Origin of the sequence: Streptomyces sp. NBC_01723 (genome assembly GCF_036246005.1) — a bacterium.
Lineage (GTDB): Bacteria > Actinomycetota > Actinomycetes > Streptomycetales > Streptomycetaceae > Streptomyces.
This window is the reverse complement of the sequence record NZ_CP109171.1, coordinates 7,731,376-7,747,390: the sequence shown is the minus strand read 5'-3', so window position 1 is coordinate 7,747,390 and position 16,015 is coordinate 7,731,376. Positions and strand designations below refer to the sequence as shown.

12 protein-coding genes are annotated in these 16,015 nt (G+C 70.4%); 2 read left to right on the top strand and 10 right to left on the bottom strand.

The window, feature by feature from the left end:
- Positions 1 to 48 precede the first annotated feature (48 nt).
- Positions 49 to 861 (bottom strand): alpha/beta fold hydrolase, encoded by an 813-nt coding sequence (locus OIE75_RS36215; protein ID WP_329473461.1) that lies wholly within the window; start codon positions 859 to 861, stop codon positions 49 to 51.
- 371 nt (positions 862 to 1,232) lie between these two features.
- Positions 1,233 to 2,567, bottom strand: a complete 1,335-nt coding sequence (locus OIE75_RS36210; RefSeq protein WP_393568083.1) for an aminotransferase-like domain-containing protein — start codon at positions 2,565 to 2,567, stop codon at positions 1,233 to 1,235.
- Positions 2,568 to 2,830: 263 nt separating this feature from the next.
- On the opposite strand from OIE75_RS36210, the gene OIE75_RS36205 reads away from it, so the two are divergent.
- Positions 2,831 to 4,723 (top strand): ABC transporter ATP-binding protein, encoded by a 1,893-nt coding sequence (locus OIE75_RS36205; protein WP_329473460.1) that lies wholly within the window; start codon positions 2,831 to 2,833, stop codon positions 4,721 to 4,723.
- 87 nt (positions 4,724 to 4,810) lie between these two features.
- Here the strand turns inward: OIE75_RS36205 and OIE75_RS36200 are convergent, their stop codons facing one another.
- Together OIE75_RS36200 and hppD are read right to left on the bottom strand one after the other, a co-directional pair.
- Positions 4,811 to 6,328: a tryptophan 7-halogenase gene (locus OIE75_RS36200; protein ID WP_329473459.1), complete on the bottom strand. Its 1,518-nt coding sequence runs from the start codon at positions 6,326 to 6,328 to the stop codon at positions 4,811 to 4,813.
- 18 nt (positions 6,329 to 6,346) lie between these two features.
- Positions 6,347 to 7,423 (bottom strand): 4-hydroxyphenylpyruvate dioxygenase, encoded by a 1,077-nt coding sequence (gene hppD, locus OIE75_RS36195; protein ID WP_329473458.1) that lies wholly within the window; start codon positions 7,421 to 7,423, stop codon positions 6,347 to 6,349.
- Positions 7,424 to 7,605: 182 nt separating this feature from the next.
- Between hppD and OIE75_RS36190 the strand changes: the two genes are divergently transcribed.
- Entirely contained in the window at positions 7,606 to 8,778 is a 1,173-nt protein-coding gene (locus OIE75_RS36190) for a sulfotransferase domain-containing protein (protein WP_329473457.1), read from the top strand.
- 27 nt (positions 8,779 to 8,805) lie between these two features.
- Here the strand turns inward: OIE75_RS36190 and OIE75_RS36185 are convergent, their stop codons facing one another.
- The 6 genes from OIE75_RS36185 to OIE75_RS36160 form a co-directional block, all read right to left on the bottom strand.
- Entirely contained in the window at positions 8,806 to 10,191 is a 1,386-nt protein-coding gene (locus OIE75_RS36185; RefSeq protein WP_329473456.1) for a sulfotransferase, read from the bottom strand.
- A gap of 79 nt (positions 10,192 to 10,270) precedes the next feature.
- A complete protein-coding gene (dpgC, locus tag OIE75_RS36180; protein WP_307016486.1) occupies positions 10,271 to 11,464 on the bottom strand; it encodes a (3,5-dihydroxyphenyl)acetyl-CoA 1,2-dioxygenase DpgC in 1,194 nt (397 codons plus the stop codon).
- Positions 11,461 to 12,105 (bottom strand): enoyl-CoA-hydratase DpgB, encoded by a 645-nt coding sequence (dpgB, locus tag OIE75_RS36175; protein WP_329473455.1) that lies wholly within the window; start codon positions 12,103 to 12,105, stop codon positions 11,461 to 11,463. Before dpgB ends, dpgC begins: the two co-directional genes overlap by 4 nt.
- Before the next feature lie 5 nt (positions 12,106 to 12,110).
- Positions 12,111 to 13,190, bottom strand: a complete 1,080-nt coding sequence (gene dpgA / locus OIE75_RS36170) for a 3,5-dihydroxyphenylacetyl-CoA synthase DpgA (RefSeq protein ID WP_329473454.1) — start codon at positions 13,188 to 13,190, stop codon at positions 12,111 to 12,113.
- Between the two features lie 148 nt (positions 13,191 to 13,338).
- The gene (locus OIE75_RS36165; RefSeq protein ID WP_329473453.1) at positions 13,339 to 14,391 is read right to left on the bottom strand and encodes an alpha-hydroxy acid oxidase; all 1,053 of its coding nucleotides are present in this window, start codon (positions 14,389 to 14,391) and stop codon (positions 13,339 to 13,341) included.
- 89 nt (positions 14,392 to 14,480) lie between these two features.
- Complete coding sequence (locus tag OIE75_RS36160; RefSeq protein WP_307016482.1) at positions 14,481 to 15,800, bottom strand: cysteate synthase; 1,320 nt, start codon at positions 15,798 to 15,800, stop codon at positions 14,481 to 14,483.
- Positions 15,801 to 16,015 lie beyond the last annotated feature (215 nt).

Genomic DNA, 16,015 nt, shown 5'->3' with positions numbered 1-16,015 from the left:
GGCATGAAAGACGTAGACATGAAAGGACGTAAAATCGCGCGGTGACGTTCAGTCGTCGTGCTTTCGCAGGAATTCCAGGATGGCGGAGTTGATCTCTTCGGGGCGTTCCAGGTAGCCGAGGTGTCCGCAGGAGGGGATCTCGACGTAGTCGCAGTCCGGGATGGCGTCGGCGACTTCGGCGCCCAGGTGCGGTGGTGTGATGAGGTCGTCGGAGAAGGCGATGACGCGGCAGGGGACGGTGGTGTCGCGCAGGGCGGGTCGGCGGTCCTCACCGGTGAGGCCGGCCCAGGACTGGCCGCCGCCCATGTGCCGGCCGCCGTCCGCGATCTGGAACGTTTCGAGCCAGAGGGAGATCGCGTCGTCGTTGTCGAGGGTCTTCGGTGAGAACATCTCGAAGACCGTCGTGGCGGCGTAGTACTCGGGTGGCAGGGTGATCCCTGAGTCGGTGAGGGCGCGGTGTGCCATGGCGTGCGCGGTCCGGGCCGTGTCGGAGCGTGCCTTGGTGGCCATGAGGACGGCGCAGTGGACCAGGTGCGGCGAGGTGATCAGCAGTTCCTGGGCGATCAGGGCGCCCAGGGAGACGCCGACGATCCGGCAGGGTGCGAGGTCCAGTCCTTCGATCAGTCCTCGGGTGTCTTCGGCCAGGTCGGCGAGTGAGTACTTGCCGGGAGGGCTGTCGGACGGCGGGATTCCGCGGTTGTCGAAGGTAATGGCCTCGTAGCCCGCGCGTACCGCGGCCGGGGTCTGGTGGACGGTCCACACGCGTCCGGCGGCACCGGAGCCCATGATGTAGAGCACCGGTGTGCCCGCTCCCTGGCGTTGGTAGGCGAGGCGGACACCGTTGGTCAGGAGTTGCGGCATGCCCGCACCGCTTCCGGCGTCGTCACCGCCGGCCGTTCGGAGGACCGGTCGTGGTGGGGCTGTCTGTCCTGGTGCCGCCTTCGGCGCCGGGCCGGGTCTTCGCCGGTCTGTCGCGGTCGGCGTGCGTCGTCGTCGCGTATGGGTGGCATGGCCTGGCTCACGAGCGAGAATTCCTCCCCCATTACCTGCGCGCACGGTGGGCTCGTCGTCCGGGGAGCCCACCCCGGGGGAATACTGTCCTGCCGAACGGATCGACGCAATACGTCGATCCGTTCGCCGCCCCAGGTCGGCGTCCTGGCCGGGCCACGTTGGTTGAAGTGTTCAACTGGGGCGTGGCGCCACTTGAACGGCCGTATGGGCGGGCGTGGTTGTCAGGACGCGGGGCCGCTCGGGCGCCGCGCCTCGTGCTCGATGAAGTCGCCGAGTCGCTGGATGCCCTCCCTGATGTGATCCTCGGTCAGGTAGCTGGTGGAGAGGCGGATGCTGTGGCCGCCGCCGCCGTGGGGGTGGAAGTAGGACATGGGTGTCCAGATGACGCCGAAGTCCTGGGCCGAGCGGGCGAGGGCCTCGTTGTCGGCGCTGAAGGGGACCCGCACGGTCAGGAAGAAGCCGCCTTCAGGGCTGTTCCACCGGACTCGGGTCGCCTCTCGGACGCCTGGTGGGAAGCGTTGTTCGAGCCGGTGGAGGGTGGAGCGCATGGTGCCCTGGTAGTAGGCCGAGGCTTCTTTGTTGAGTTCGGCGACCTGTCCTTCGGCGGCGAGCAGCATGCCCGCCACCGCGGCCTGGCTCAGTGGGGACGTGTTGACGGTCACCATGCTCTTGATCTTGGCCAGTTCGTCGGCCAGGAGGCCGGTGCGGCCGTGTGCGTCGTGGACGGGCTGGTCGGCGACGGCGTAGCCGACGCGCGCGCCGGGGAAGAGCGTCTTGGAGAAGGATCCGAGGTGGACCACGCGGTGGCGGCGGTCGAGGGATTTGAGGGTGGGCAGGCGCGGGGCGCCGCTCACCAGGCGGTAGGGGCTGTCCTCCAGGAGCAGGATGTCGTGTCGGTCGGCCAGGTCCAGCAGTGCGTGCCTGGTGGCCAGGGGCATGGTGGTGCCGGAGGGGTTGGAGTGGTCGGGTACGACGTAGAAGGCCCGGGGGCGGCGTCCGAGGGCTCGCTGGGCTTCCAGTGCTGCTTCCAGGTCGGCGGTGTGCAGGCCGCTCTCCTGCTCCTCGACCGCGATCAGTTCGACGTCCAGGAGGCGGGCGGCGCCGGTGATGCCGACGTAGCAGGGGCTGGCCACGAGGAGTACGTCGTCGCGGTCGGCGATGAGGGCCCGTACGGCGAGGAGCATCGCCTCCTGGCAGCCGACGGTCACGACGATGGATTCCGGGGGGACGTCGATGTCCTCGTCGCGGCGCAGTGAGTCGGCGACCAGCTCGCGGATGCGTCCCGCGGTCGGGCCGTACTGGAACATCGCGTCGCGGACGGCTTCGGGTGAATTCCCGTTGTCCGCGAGGTGGTTCAGATATCGCTGGATGTGTTCGAATATCTGGCGGGTGTCGAAGAATCCGTCGTAGGGCCGGCCGGGGGCGAAGGAGATGGCGTCCGGATATCGCAGGGTGATTTCGTTGAGGAAGTTCATCGTGTCCAGCGTCGGGTCGGAGACGCTGCCGTGCAGGTCGGCCCGGTGGAGGTGGGCCCCGCTCACGACGGCCCCGTTCACGTCGGATTCCGCGGGAATCGGCCGGGTCGGTGTCGCGGGTGGATTCTCGGTCGTCAACGTCACCCTCCTGGAGCGTGAAACCTATGGCGGTGCGTTCGCGCGGACGCTAACAGCAGGCACCGGGCGCCGCCAGTGAAGGGCCGGGGCCCCAACCGCCCTGCCTGTGTTGTCAGTCGGAGTCACGGCGGGCGATACTCGGCTGGCACATCTGCCATGGAGGGTGGGTACGTCTCGTCGCCCATGACGGAGGAGGTACGCGCCCCATGCTTGGAGGCCCCGGGCCGATACGGCTGCGCCTCGGTGATTCGGTCACCCGCCAGCAGATCAAGCCCGGCACGCTGGGCCGGATCATTCCCTACGCGAAGCCGTACCGGTGGCGGCTGGTTCTGCTGATGTTCGTGACCGCGACCGACGCGGTCATCACGGTGTCCATGCCGTTGATCCTCAAGGTGATCATCGATGACGGTGTCATGCCGGGCCGGGTCTCGGTGGTGGTCACGCTGTCCCTGGCGATCGCCGGGCTGGCGGTGCTCGACGCGCTGGTGCTGTTCGTGCAGACCAGGTGCTCGGCCCAGATCAGTCAGGGTCTCATCTACGATCTGCGGACCGAGGTCTTCCGCCATGTGCAGCGGCAGCCGATGGCCTTCTTCACCCGGGCGCAGACCGGGTCCCTCGTCAGCCGGCTGAACACGGATGTCATCGGCGCCCAGCAGGCGGTGACGACGCTGTTGTCCCAGGCGGTGTCCACTCTGCTCACGCTGGTGCTCGTCCTCGCGGCCATGCTGTACCTGTCCTGGCAGTTGACGCTGGCCGCGCTGGTGCTCATTCCGCTGTTCCTGCTGCCCGGCAAGGTGATCGGGAAGCGGCTGCAGCGGCTCACCAGGCAGCAGATGCAGTTGGACGCCGAGGCGGCCTCCATGATGAACGAGCGCTTCAACGTGTCGGGTGCGCTGCTCGTCAAACTGTACGGGCGGCCGGAGGAGGAGGCCGGCCTCTTCGCGGACCGGGCCGGGAAGGTCCGGGACATCGCGACGGTCACGGCGGTGTACGCGCGTTCGTTCTTCATCCTGATGGGGTTGCTCACGTCGCTGACCACCGCCGTCATGTACGGGCTCGGGGGGCGCCTCGTCATCGACGAGGTGTTCCAACTGGGCACCATGGTCGCGCTGGTCACTCTGCTGGCCCGGCTGTACGGGCCGGTGAACCAGCTGTCGAACATGCAGGTGAGTGTGTTGACGGCGTTGGTGAGCTTCGACCGGGTGTTTGAGGTGCTGGACCTGGAGCCGATCATCAAGGAGCGTCCCGGGGCTCGCCCGCTGGTGCTCGCGTCGGACGCCAGCGCCCCGGAGATCGAGTTCGAGGGGGTGTCGTTCTCGTACCCGGCCGCCGACAAGGTCTCCCTGGCGTCGCTGGAGTCCATCGCGTCGGCGGTTCCCGAGCGTGCGGTCCCGGCGCAGGTGCTGGACCGGGTGAGCTTCCGCGCGCCCGCCGGTCGGCTGACGGCGCTGGTGGGGCGTTCGGGGTCGGGCAAGACGACGGTCACCCGGCTGGTGCCCCGGCTGTACGACCCCGATGTGGGGACGGTGCGCATCGGTGGTGAGGACGTCCGGGACCTGACGCTGGCCTCGTTGCGGGAGACGATCGGGGTGGTCAGTCAGGAGGCCCATCTGTTTCACGACACGATCCGGGCCAACCTGGCCTATGCCCGGCCGGACGCGACGGAGCGGGAGATCGTCGAGGCGTGCCGGGCGGCGCAGATCTGGGAGCTGGTGTCCTCGCTGGCGGAGGGTCTGGACACGGTGGTGGGTGATCGCGGCTATCGGCTCTCTGGGGGTGAGAAGCAGCGGATCGCCCTGGCCCGGCTGCTGCTGAAGTCTCCCGCGGTCGTGGTGCTGGACGAGGCGACGGCGCACCTGGACTCGGAGTCGGAGGCGGCCGTCCAGCGAGCGCTGGCGACCGCGCTGGAGGGCAGGACGTCGCTGGTGATCGCGCACCGGCTGTCCACGGTCCGCGACGCCTCCCAGATCCTGGTCATCGACGAGGGCCGGATCGCCGAGCGCGGAACGCATGAGGAGCTGCTCGCCGGCGGCGGGCTCTACGCGGAGGTGTACCGCACGCAGTTCGCCCCGCAGAAGTCGGCGGCGGCCGGGTCCTAGCCGGCCGCCGCGATCTTCTTCCTACGGGGTCCTCTACCGTTTCGGGGTCCCCTACCGTTTCGGGGTCCCCTACCGTTTCGGGGTCCGCTACCGTTTCGGGGTCTCCTCGCGTTTCGGGGTCTGCCAGGACAGCCCGTCGGGTGAGCCTATGAGTCCGCCGGGGAAGAGTGGTGTCTCGTCCTCGGCGTCGTCTCCCAGCATGGCGTGGCTCTGGACCTGGCCGCCCTGTCGCATGGCGTTTCGGACCACTTCGGACCGGAAGAGGGGAACCATGGTCCCTCCGTCGTCCGCGGCGACCTGGTCGACCGCGCCGGAGAACTCCGCTGATCTGGACTTGAGTTGGGCCGAGGTCGTCCGGCCGTCGGTGAGCGTCGCCTCTCCGGAGGCGACGCCGCCGACGAGGTCGATGAAGGACTCGAATTCCGCCGCCGAGCTGCCGGTGACCTTCTTCGCCCGCCAGAAGTACGACGCCTCGCTGACGTTCATGTCGTAGAAGGAGACGAGGAACTCGTAGAAGACGCTGTACTCGCGGCGGTAGCGGGCCTCGAACTCGCGGAAGGCGTCCTGTTCCCCGACCGTGCCGGCCAGGACGCTGTTGATGGAGCGGGCGGCGAGAAGCGCGCTGAACGTGGCGAGGTGGACCCCGGAGGAGAACACCGGGTCCACGAAGCAGGCGGCGTCACCGATGAGGACCATTCCGGGACGCCAGTAGGACGTGGCCTGGTAGGAGTAGTCCTTGCGCACCCGCAGCCGCCCGTACTGGCCGGTGCGGACGCGTTCGGCGTCGGCGAGGTACTCCTTGACGAGGGGGCATTCGTCGATCAGGGCGCGCAGTGCCGCCTCGGGGTCTCCCTGGACCTTCTGCGCCATGTCACGGCGTACGACGGCGCCGACGCTGGTGAGTTCGGGGCTCAGGGGGATGTACCAGAACCAGCCGCTCTTGAAGGCCGCCGAGAGGATGTTGCCGGAGTTGGGTTCCGGGAGTCGCTTGCCGCCGGTGAAGTAGCCGAAGAGGGCGAGGCTGCGGAAGAACTCCGAGTAGTTCCTGGTGCCGGCGACGTTGGTGAAGAGGCGGCTGGTGTTGCCGGAGGCGTCGATGACGTACCGGCTCGTGATCTCGTGCCGCTCGCCGGCCTCGTCGCTGTAGCCGACGCCGCTCACCCGTTCGCCGTCCTCCAGGACGCGGTCGACGGCGGAGCCCTCGCGGACGTCCACGCCGAGGCTGCGGGCGTGGTTGAGGAGGATGTGGTCGAACTTCGAGCGTTCGACCTGGTAGGCGAAGGAGGAGGGGCCCGCCATCCTGGGCGAGACCGAGAAGGAGAAGGTCCAGGGGTCGGGTCGCGACCCCCAGCGGAAGGTGCCGCCGCGTTTCCTGGTGAAGCCGGCGGCGGCGAGTTCGTCCGCGACGCCCGTGAGGCGGCAGACTCCGTGCACCGTGGCCGGCAGCAGCGATTCGCCGATCTGGTACCTGGGGAACCTCTCCTTCTCCAGGAGCACCACCCGGTGTCCCCGCAGGGCGACGAGTGCGGCGGCGGTCGAGCCGCCCGGGCCGCCTCCCACCACGACGACGTCGGCCTCTTCCGTCCGTGCCCGTGTCTGCCCCATCACGGTCCTCCGCTCGTCTCAGGTGGCCGGTTCCGGGTCCGCGGCACGCTGTCGGTCGACCGCCTCGTAGAGGGCCTTGATGTTGTTGCTGCCGAAGGTGCGCCCGCCGCGCCGGTCGATCAGCTCGTAGAAGAGGGTGCCCCGGGGGTGCCGTGACTCGGTGAAGAGCTGGAGCAGCAGGCCCCAGTGGTCGCGGTCGGCGAGGATGTTGAGTTCGCGCAGCTCGTCCAGGGGCACGCCGAGGGCACCGATCCGCTCGGGCAGCGCGTCGTAGTAGCGGGAAGGTGTCGAAAGGAAGCGGACGCCGCGTTTCGTGCAGTCGCGTACGGCCTCCGCTATGTCTTCGGTGAGGAAAGCGATGTGCTGCACGCCGGCGCCGTCGTGGGCGCGGACGAATGCGTCGATCTGCCCCGGCTCCCGCGTGGTGTCCGGTTCGATAATGGTCAGGGTTACTTTTCCGGATTCGCTCTGCACCACTTTGGAATCCATCGCCTGGGAACCGACGATGATGCGTTCCTCGAAAGTCTGCGAGAATCCGAATATCGACTGGTAGTCGCGCACCGTGCGGTCCAGTTCGCCGGCGGGGACGCACACGGCGAGGTGGTCGATGGTCCGCAGCAGTCCCGGCGCGGTGGCCCCGGGAGGTTCCTCGACGAGGAGGCCGGGGGCGAAGGGGCCGGCGGGGTCCGTCCGCTCGACGAACCGCTGGACGACGTCGCCGAACCCGCTCACCGACGCGGTGGCGACGCGCGTTCCGTCGCCCTTGAGTTCGGCGGGGAGTTCCACCGCGGCCGCTCCGCGCTCCACGGCTTCGGTGAACGCCGCGTGGGCGTCGGCGGTCGTGACGGCGATGACGGCGACTCCGTCGCCGTGGCGCTCCACGTAGGCGGCTGCCGGGTGGTGCTCGTCCAGGGCCGTCGTCAGCAGGAGGCTGATCCCGTGCTGGCGCAGCAGCACCGACCGGCAGCCGGTCAGGCCGGTGTCGGGGCCGCCGCGACCGCATACCTGGAAGCCGAACGCGTCGCGGAGGAAGTCGGCCGAGCTGTCCACATCGGCCACATAGCATTCGAGATGATCGATAGCGCCAATATCCATGGGAACCCTCCGGTATCCGAATGGCGTCGGTGCACGCTACCTGAGGATCACTGCCGCTGGGAACGACGGCCGACGGGCGTAAAGTGAAATGCTCGGCTTTCGCTTCGATTTCCGGACGGGTGGCGGGCGTTGTCGAGTTTGCACGCATTGACGCCGGGACGGCAGCTCAATACGCTGCGGATGTGTTTCCTGTTGCCGTCAGCGATGAAATGCTCCGCTCCCTGCTCCGGGAGGCGGGGGACGTGGAGGCGGACCTCGACGCCCATCTCTCGGCAGCGGGATTCGACGGCCTTCCGCGGCACGGGCCCTTCGTGCTGGGTGCCATGGCGTTCCGGGGCGGGGCGGCCGGGGACCTCAAGCGCGTGCTGGGCATCGGCGACCGGCAGGCCGGCGAGACGGTGGACGCGCTGACCACGCACGGGTACCTGGAACTGCGGGTGGACCGGGCCGACCGCCGACGGGTGCGGCTCGTCCTGACCGACCGCGGACGCGCCGCCGCCCTCTCGCTGTGGACGTTCCTCCGGACGGCGCGGTGGCGCCGGTTCGACTTCCGGTCCGGTGACATCGTCATCAGCACCCCCGCCAAGAGCGGCACCACGTGGATGCAGATGATCTGCGCCCTGCTGGTCCTGCGGACTCCGGACCTCCCGGCGCCGCTGCCTCAACTGTCGCCCTGGCTGGACGACATGGCGCGTCCGTGCGACGAGGTGTTCGCCGCGTTCACCGGTCAGTCGCACCGGCGGCTGATCAAGACCCATACGCCGCTGAGCGACGTCGTGACGGCGCCGGACGTCACCCATGTCGTCGTCGCCCGGCATCCGCTGGACACCGCTGTCTCGCTGTACCACCAGAGCGGCAACCACGACCGGTCCGGCGGTGTGCCGGGGCCCGGGGGCCCGCGTCGGGAGCGGCAGGTGGCACCGCGGGAGTGGCTGGCCCGGTGGGTGGAGGAGGATCCCCCGCGCGAGGGGCAGCCGTCGTCCCTGCGGGGTGTGCTGTGGCATCTGTCGGACGCCTGGTCCCGCCGTACCGACGGCGGGATCCTCCTGTTCCACTACGAGGATCTGTCGGCCGACCTCTCGGGTGAGATGGCCCGACTGGGCCGGCATCTCGGGGTCCCCACCGGAGGCGCCGGCTGGGACGATCTGGTCGCGGCCGCCTCGTTCGACCGGATGCGCGCGGCCGCGGACCGGATCCAGCCCCTGGGGACGACCCGTGACAACCGGGCCTTCTTCCGGCGGGGTGGGTCCGGGTCCGGCACGGCCCTGCTGACCGGCGACGAGCTGACGAGGTATCACGCCAGGGCGGCCGCACTGGCACCGCCCGACTTCCTCGCGTGGCTGCACCGCCGGTGAGCGGGGGTCACGGCCGCCGGGCGCGGGTCACGGCCAGTCGGTCAGGTCCGTCGAGTAGCCCAGGTCCGCAGCGAGGGACAGCACGTCGGGGCTGTTCAGGGCGTCCTTGAGGACGTCGTAGTTGCCGTACCACTTCGCGCGCCGCGGCAGCGTGAGGGCGTTCATGGGGGTCATCCCCCGCACCGCCGGGGCCAGCAGGGGTGCGCGGTCCGTGCCGAGCCAGCTCGCCAACTCGTCGATGGCGCGGGTGCGTTCGTGAGCCGTGCCGATCAGGTCCTCGTACTGGAGGCGGAGGACGTCGATGTCCTTGTTCCGCGCCGCGAAGTCGAGGATGGCGGTGTGCGAGCAGCGCCACTGGGTGGCGCAGACCTCCTCCAGCGGGGATTCGGTGAGGTCCTGCCAGCCCGGCGGGAAGTCGAGCTTCCACCAGTGACGGCTCCACGGCCGTCCCGGTTCGGTGTATCCGGCGATGTTCAACGGGGTGCCGACCCTGGCGTTGAAGAACCAGTGCGACAGCCATGCCTCGCGGTAGCTGCTGATCGCGGCGCCCGGGTTGCGGGTGAGGTGGATGATCCTCATGCGGGCCCGGGGGAAGAACTCCCTGAGGGCACCCAGTTTGTAGACGTTGACGGGGGTCTTGGTGATGACGGTCCGGCTCTCCACCTCCTGCCGCGTCGCCCTCTTCCAGGGTTTGGGCAGGGCGAGGGGCGCGAATTCGAGGACGGTGTCGCCGTGCGGTCCGGCCGGCCGGGGCGCCTCCGGGAGGATGCCGTTGATCTCAGCCGCAGAGACGTCGGCGTAGTACGGGTTCGCGTACGCGTACCGTGTCGTCAGCATCTTCAGCAGGGTGAGGCCGACCGCGCGGGTGGGGTCGCCGCTGCCGTCGTCGAGGCCGCCGGGCGGTTGGTCCGCGAGCGCCTTCGCCAGCATGGATTCGACCTCGGCGAGGCTGAGAGGTGCCGTGGGCCACTGCACGATCCAGCGCCACAGGACGTCCTGGGCGAACCGCGACCAGTCGATGGCGTCCCAGTCGCTCACGGGGTTGCCCACGTCGCTGCCCAGTTCGTGCTCGATGAGGGCGACGTCTCCGGTGAGGCCGGAGAGCCGTTCGGAGTCGGCGCCGTTCTCCGGGTGGGTCCACCCGGCCAGGCGCAGGACGGGCTGCATCTCGGCCTGGAAGTGCAGGAGGTCCTCGGCGCCGCGGAGGAGTTCCGTCAGCAGTGTGGTGCCGCCCCGGAAGGGGGAGGCGATGACCACCAGATCCGTGACCGCCGTCCTGAAGTCCTCCACCGGTGTCCGCACGGTGCGCAGTTCGTCCAGTCGGCGGCGTGCGGTGGCGACGACCGCATCGGGGGGGCCGGTTTCCGCTTCCGTGCCTGCCGGTTCGGCCGGTTCGGGCTGGTGACTGCGCACCGCGTTCCTCCAGTTCTGCGCGCGGGTGGGCGCGCGTCGACGAAGACGTCCCGGACGGCTCGTGGCCGTGCGGGACGGGTCATGTGGCTCGGCCGCCGAAGCGGGCCGCTTTGTCCCGCACGTCGTCCGCGTGCAGCCGCAGCGCCTGACGCAGGGCGAACTCGGCGACGTAGGCGCGGAACACGTCGGGGGGTTCCTCGGCGAGGTTGAGCATGCTGCGGTTCGGGACGGCCGCCGGGGCGCGCAGCCGCTCGGCCGCCCGGTCGACGGCGGCGTCGATCTCGTCGGGTTCCACGACCTCGTCGATCAGCGCGTGTGCCTGGGGGGACGTCGCCCAGATGCGCCGTCCGCCCAGGATGACCTGGCGGGCGAGGCGCGATCCGGCGACGCGGCCGAGCCGTAGGTTCGACACGCCGGGGACGATGCCCTCGCGTGCGGCGGGGAGGCTGACGTAGGCGTCCGAGCCGGCGATCACGTGGTCGAGGACGAGCAGGAGCTGGCAGCCTCCCCCGATGGCGAAGGTGTCGACGGCGCCGATCCAGGGCTTCTCCACCGTGGCCGACCGCCAGTCGTCGTCCCGTTCGACGAGTACGCCCCGGACGAGTTTGCTGATGTAGCCCAGTTCACGCCGCAGCAGGAAGTCGACCAGGGTGATCTCCCCGGCGTGCAGGCTCTTGAGGTTGATGCCGGCGCTGAAGACCCGTCGTCCGCGGTAGCGGGGGTGTGTCATGGTCCCGCCGCGCAGGACGCCGACCTCCACGTCCGGGTCGAGCAGGGCCAGGTCGACGGCCGTCTCCATGTCGTCGACCTGGCGGTTGTCCTCGGCGTTCAGGCAGTCGTCCCGGCACATGGTCAGGTGGGCCACGCCGTCCCGGCGCTCCAGAAGCACCGAGTGGGTCTCGACGAATCCGGTCCGGCGGAACTCCGGCAGCAGGGCCAGGGCGCGCTCGGTGGGGCGGAGCATCGACGACTGCAGGTGCGGGCCGGCGTCCGGTGCGCGCAGGACGCCGCGCAGGAAGATGCCCTGGTCGATCTCGGTCGGGACCAACGCGGGGAACGTCTTGGCCGTGTCGGCCATCAGCCGGTCGAGGCGCGGGTGCGCCGAGCGCCCGTCGGTGAGCCGGTCGTAGAGGGCCTCCGCGTGCCGTTCCATGATCTCGACCCGCAGTTTCCTGGCCCGGTCCGAGGTCGCGGAGTCGTCGGTGAGCCGGGCCAGATCCCGGCGTACGTCGGCGTCGAGCCCGTCCGGCGCCTCGGACGCCCCGGCCGTCATCGGCCAGCTCCCGCGGCGGCCTGGCGGAGCGTCCGGTCGCAGGCCGCCAGGTGGGCGCCGAGAGCGTCCTCGAAGCTGGTGGTGACGGCGTCGTGCATCAGCTGCCGTCTGATGGCCAGTTCGCGGCCGGAGCGGAGGCGGGCCGCCGCGACGGCCTCGGTCAGCGCGGGCAGGGGCGCGTCGACGAGGTCGTGGACGAGGTCGAGGGCCAGCGCTCGCGACGCGCTCAGGGACTCCCCGAACAGGACCGCGCGCCGCACGGCCGCAATGCCGGCCTGTTGCACGAGCCGGTGCAGCGCCATGCCCGGCCAGGTGGCCGCGCCGCTCAGCGAGACCTCGAGGCGGGTGTCGGGGGTCGCGATGCGGTGGTCGGTGGCGAGGAGCGCGTCGAGGGCGGGGCCGCCGACCGCGCCGGAGGCGACCGCGATCGTTGTCGCGGGCAGCCGTTCGAGCCGTCGCAGTGCCCGTTCCCACTTGCTGACCAGGGCGACATCGGCCTCGGTCCGCGTGCCGTCCGGTACGCCGGTGACGGCCACGGCGAGGAACCCGTCGCGCTCGGCGACGGCGCAGGCCTCCTCCACGGCGCGCACGGAGGCCGCCGTGAGGTGTGCGGAGCCGTCGATCTCCAGGTGGAAGCGCACGCCGGTCACCATTGGATCAGCGCCGTCTCGATGGTGGAGCCGGGCCCCATGGTCATGAGGACGCCGTATTCGCCGGGGGTGGCCACCTGTTCCTCCAGGAGACGCTCGTAGGAGAACAGGAACGACCCGCTGGAGACGTTCCCGTAGTCGCGCAGGACTCCGGTGGTGTGCCGGACGGCGTGGCGGCTCAGGCCGAGGTTGACGACGACCGCGTCGATGACCTTCTTGCCGCCCGAGTGCACCAGCCAGTGGCTGATGTCGTCGCGGAGCAGGCCGGTTCCGGCCAGCAGGCGGTCGGTGACCTCTTCGGCGTGCGCGCCGATGACGTAGGGGATCTGCGGGTCGAGGAAGAAGCTGAACCTGCCCAGGTCCCGGTCCCAGTCGTACCGCATGGCGTCCACCGCGTCGGGGATGATGTGGCTGGCGAACCGGAGGATGCGCGGGCCGTCCGCGCCCGCGCCGTCCGGGTGCGCGGGGGACACGGGTTCGCCGGCGATCAGCGCGACCGCCGCGGCTCCGTCGCCGAAGAGGCTGTTCACCACGGCCGTCCGCATGGTGGTGTCCATGGCGTAGGCGGCCGAGCACGCCTCCGAGCACAGGACCACGGCCAGTTCGCCGGGGTTGGCCACCGACCAGCCGGCGACCAGGTTCAGCGCGTTCAGGCCCGCGTTGCATCCCATCCCGACGATGTCGGAGCGGCTGCAGTCCCGGCCGATGCCCAGTTCACGGATGATCAGTGCGCTCAGCCCCGGGGTCAGGAGTCCCGTCGAGGTGACGCAGCACAAGTGACGCACGTCGGCGAGGCTCGCGCCGGCCCGCTTCAGGCAGGCTTCGAGGGCGCGGATCCCGGACTCCACGGCGTGGGTTTTGTGCTTGTCGAGCAGATCGCCCTGCTGCTCGCCGACGGGGCGGCCGTCGGCGCCGGGCGGGGGGAGTACCAGGTGACGTCGCTCGATGGCGCTGTTGAGGAAGACGCCTCGCGCCCTGGCGTCGGTGATCTCGAAGGTGTCCAGCACTTCCTGCTGCGAGTACGAGGTCGGCGGCACGGCGGTGCCCACGCCGACGATCCGGGCCCGGACGGTCATCGGAAGGTCCACCCCCACATGCGACGCTTACTGCGGACAAGCCGCTTGACGGTCCAGCCGGACATCACCCACTCCTCTCTCTTTCTTCGCTCTTCGCTCTTCTCTCTGTTCTCTCTGTTCTCTCTGGTCTCTTTGGTTGCTGCTCCGGTCACGCGGGCGAGGTGCTGACCAGTTCGGGGGGCACGGCGGCCACGGAGGCGGTGCCGGTGAGGGTCATGGCGTCGGTGAGTTCGTCGACCAGCAGGTCGAGCGTCCGCGCGACGCCCTCCTCGCCGTCCACGGCGAGTCCGTACAGCACGGGACGGCCGAGGAGGACGGCGTCCGCGCCCATGGCACGGGCGGCCAGGACGTCGGCGCCGCGGCGCACGCCCCCGTCGAGGAGGACGGGACACGCCTCCGACACCGCGGCCGCGACTTCCGGCAGCGCGTCCAGGGACGCCGGTACGCCGTCGAGTTGGCGTCCGCCGTGATTCGAGACGATGATTCCGTCCACCCCGGCGGTGACCGCGCGTGCCGCGTCCGCGCCGGTGAGGATCCCCTTCAGCACGATCGGCAGCCGGGTGACCGACCGCAGCCACTCGACCCAGCCCCAGTCCTGCGCCGGGTCGAACTGGGTCAGGGCGTGGCCCGCCGGGCTGTCGAAGCCGTCGCCGTCGAGGTTGGCGGGTCCGACGCCCGGGGGCAGCCGGAAGCCGTTGCGCAGGTCGCGCAGCCGCCGGCCGAGACGGGGGGTGTCGACGGTGAGGACGACCGCTTCGAACCCGGCGTGCTCCGCACGTTCCACGAGCCGTCGGACGGTGGCGCGGTCGCGCAGACAGTACGTCTGGAGCCAGAGCGGAGCGCCGGCCGCGGCGGCGAGGTCCTCGAAGGTGCGGCCGGCGAACATGCTGACGACGACGGGGACGCCGCGGCGCGCCGCGGCCCGGACGGTGGCGGCCTCGCCCTCCGGGTGCGCCAGGGTGTGGTAGGCCATCGGCGCGACGGCCAGCGGGACCGCCCACGGGCGGTCGAGGATCTTGGTCTGGAGTTCCGGGGCGGTGACTCCGCTCAGTACCGTGGGCCGCAGCCGTACCCGGTCGAAGGCGGTGGTGTTGGCCAGTAGGGTGCGTTCCTCACCGGCGCCGCCGTCCAGGAAGTCCCAGACCGGTGGGTCCAGCCGTTCGCGCGCCAGTCGGGCGTAGTCGCCGAGCGAAAGCCGCATCAGATCCTTCCCCGATCAAAGCAGCACGCAGCGAGTTCCTGGAGGAGCGCTTGAGTATCGCCTGTCGCCGCTCCTCCCGTCCAAGCCGTTCATGTGCGTCGCGCGGCGATCCGCTGCGCCAGTCCGTCCTCGGCGAGTGCGTCCTTCGTCAGGCGCCAGTGCGGGCGGGCGCCCACCAGAGGGCGGTCCGTCGCGAGGCGGCGGCGCCCGCCGCCGGTGATGTTCAGCAGGACGACCGCGTCCCGGTCGACCTTCCCCTGGGCCACCGCGTCGCGCAGGCAGGCGACCGCCACACCCGCGGCGGGCTCGATGTCGATCCCTTCGAGTTCGCGGAACATGTTCCGGGCGACCACGACGGAGGCGTTGTCGGCGACCAGGACGTCGCCGTCGCTGTCGCGCAGCGCGTCGTGCACGCCCGCGCGGATGCTGTAGGGGGGTGCCCAGTTCGTCAGCTCGTCGGCATGCACCTTGGCGATGGACTCCCTGAACCCGTCGGTGAGTTCGGGTTCCCTCACGGTCTCCCCCATGCGCCAGGCGTCGTGGATGGGGGTGAACGGCAGGTTCTGGCACAGCATGAGTCTGGGCAGCGGAAGTCCGCCGGCGGCGACGCCGATCCGGCGGGCGGCCTCGAGGACCGCGATGGCGCCGGTGCCGCTGCCCACCGCCTGGAAGTAGTGCGACGGCAGGCATCTCATTTCCTCATACGCCGTCAGCAGTACGGCCGCCAGGCCGTCCCGGCGGCCGACGTTCTTCACGCCGCCCTCGGCCAGGAAGGGCGGCAGGCGGGAGATCGAGGAGGCGAGTGCGATGGCGTCGGGATAGTCGCCGTCGTCGATGACCACGAGCGTCACACACGGGTCGAGGGTGCCGGGGAACCGCAGCCGGCCCAGGCCCTTGCCGGAGACGACGATCAGGCAGGGCACGCGCTGCCGGGAGCAGACCCAGGCGAACGCGGCGGCGGTGTTGCCCGACGAGGCGACGGTCAGGACGTGCTCCCGGCCCGGGAGCCGGCCGAGCACCGTGAGGGCCTCGAACTCCTTGAAGGTGCCGGTCTCGAGCGAGGCGCCGCGTTCCGGCCAGTAGCCGTTGAACGCGATCCACAGCCGTGGCAGTCCCAGGGCGGCGGCGAGGCCCTGGCTGCGGTACACGGCGCCCCGGCCCGTCGATCGGAGGGCGCGGACGACGGGCAGCCACTCCCGGTAGCGGAAGAGTCCGTCGTACTCCTGGTCGGGGGTGAACCGCGGGTTGGCGTACTCGGTTCTGAGCAGCGCGGGCGGATGGTCCCGCGGGCAGTCCAGGATCAGGCCGTCGTCGGGCCGGCGGTCGCCGCACAGCGAGCACACGAGTACGTAGTGCCGGTCCCCGGCCGCGGCCTTCCCGTCCCTACCGCGCCGCCCGTTCCCGGCCATGTGCCCACCTTTCGCCGACCACTTGGACATGGCTCGAATGCGGAGGTTTCGGGTGTCGCGGTGCGCCGGTCAGCGTACGGCAGCCGGGCCGTGCGATCCATGAGTACGCCGCCCGGCACACCCACTCAACGGTTGCGTGTTCAACTGACGCCCGGCCCCACTTGAACGTCCCGGTCCGCACTCGCCGCGGTCCGGAGTTACCATCCTGTCGAGTC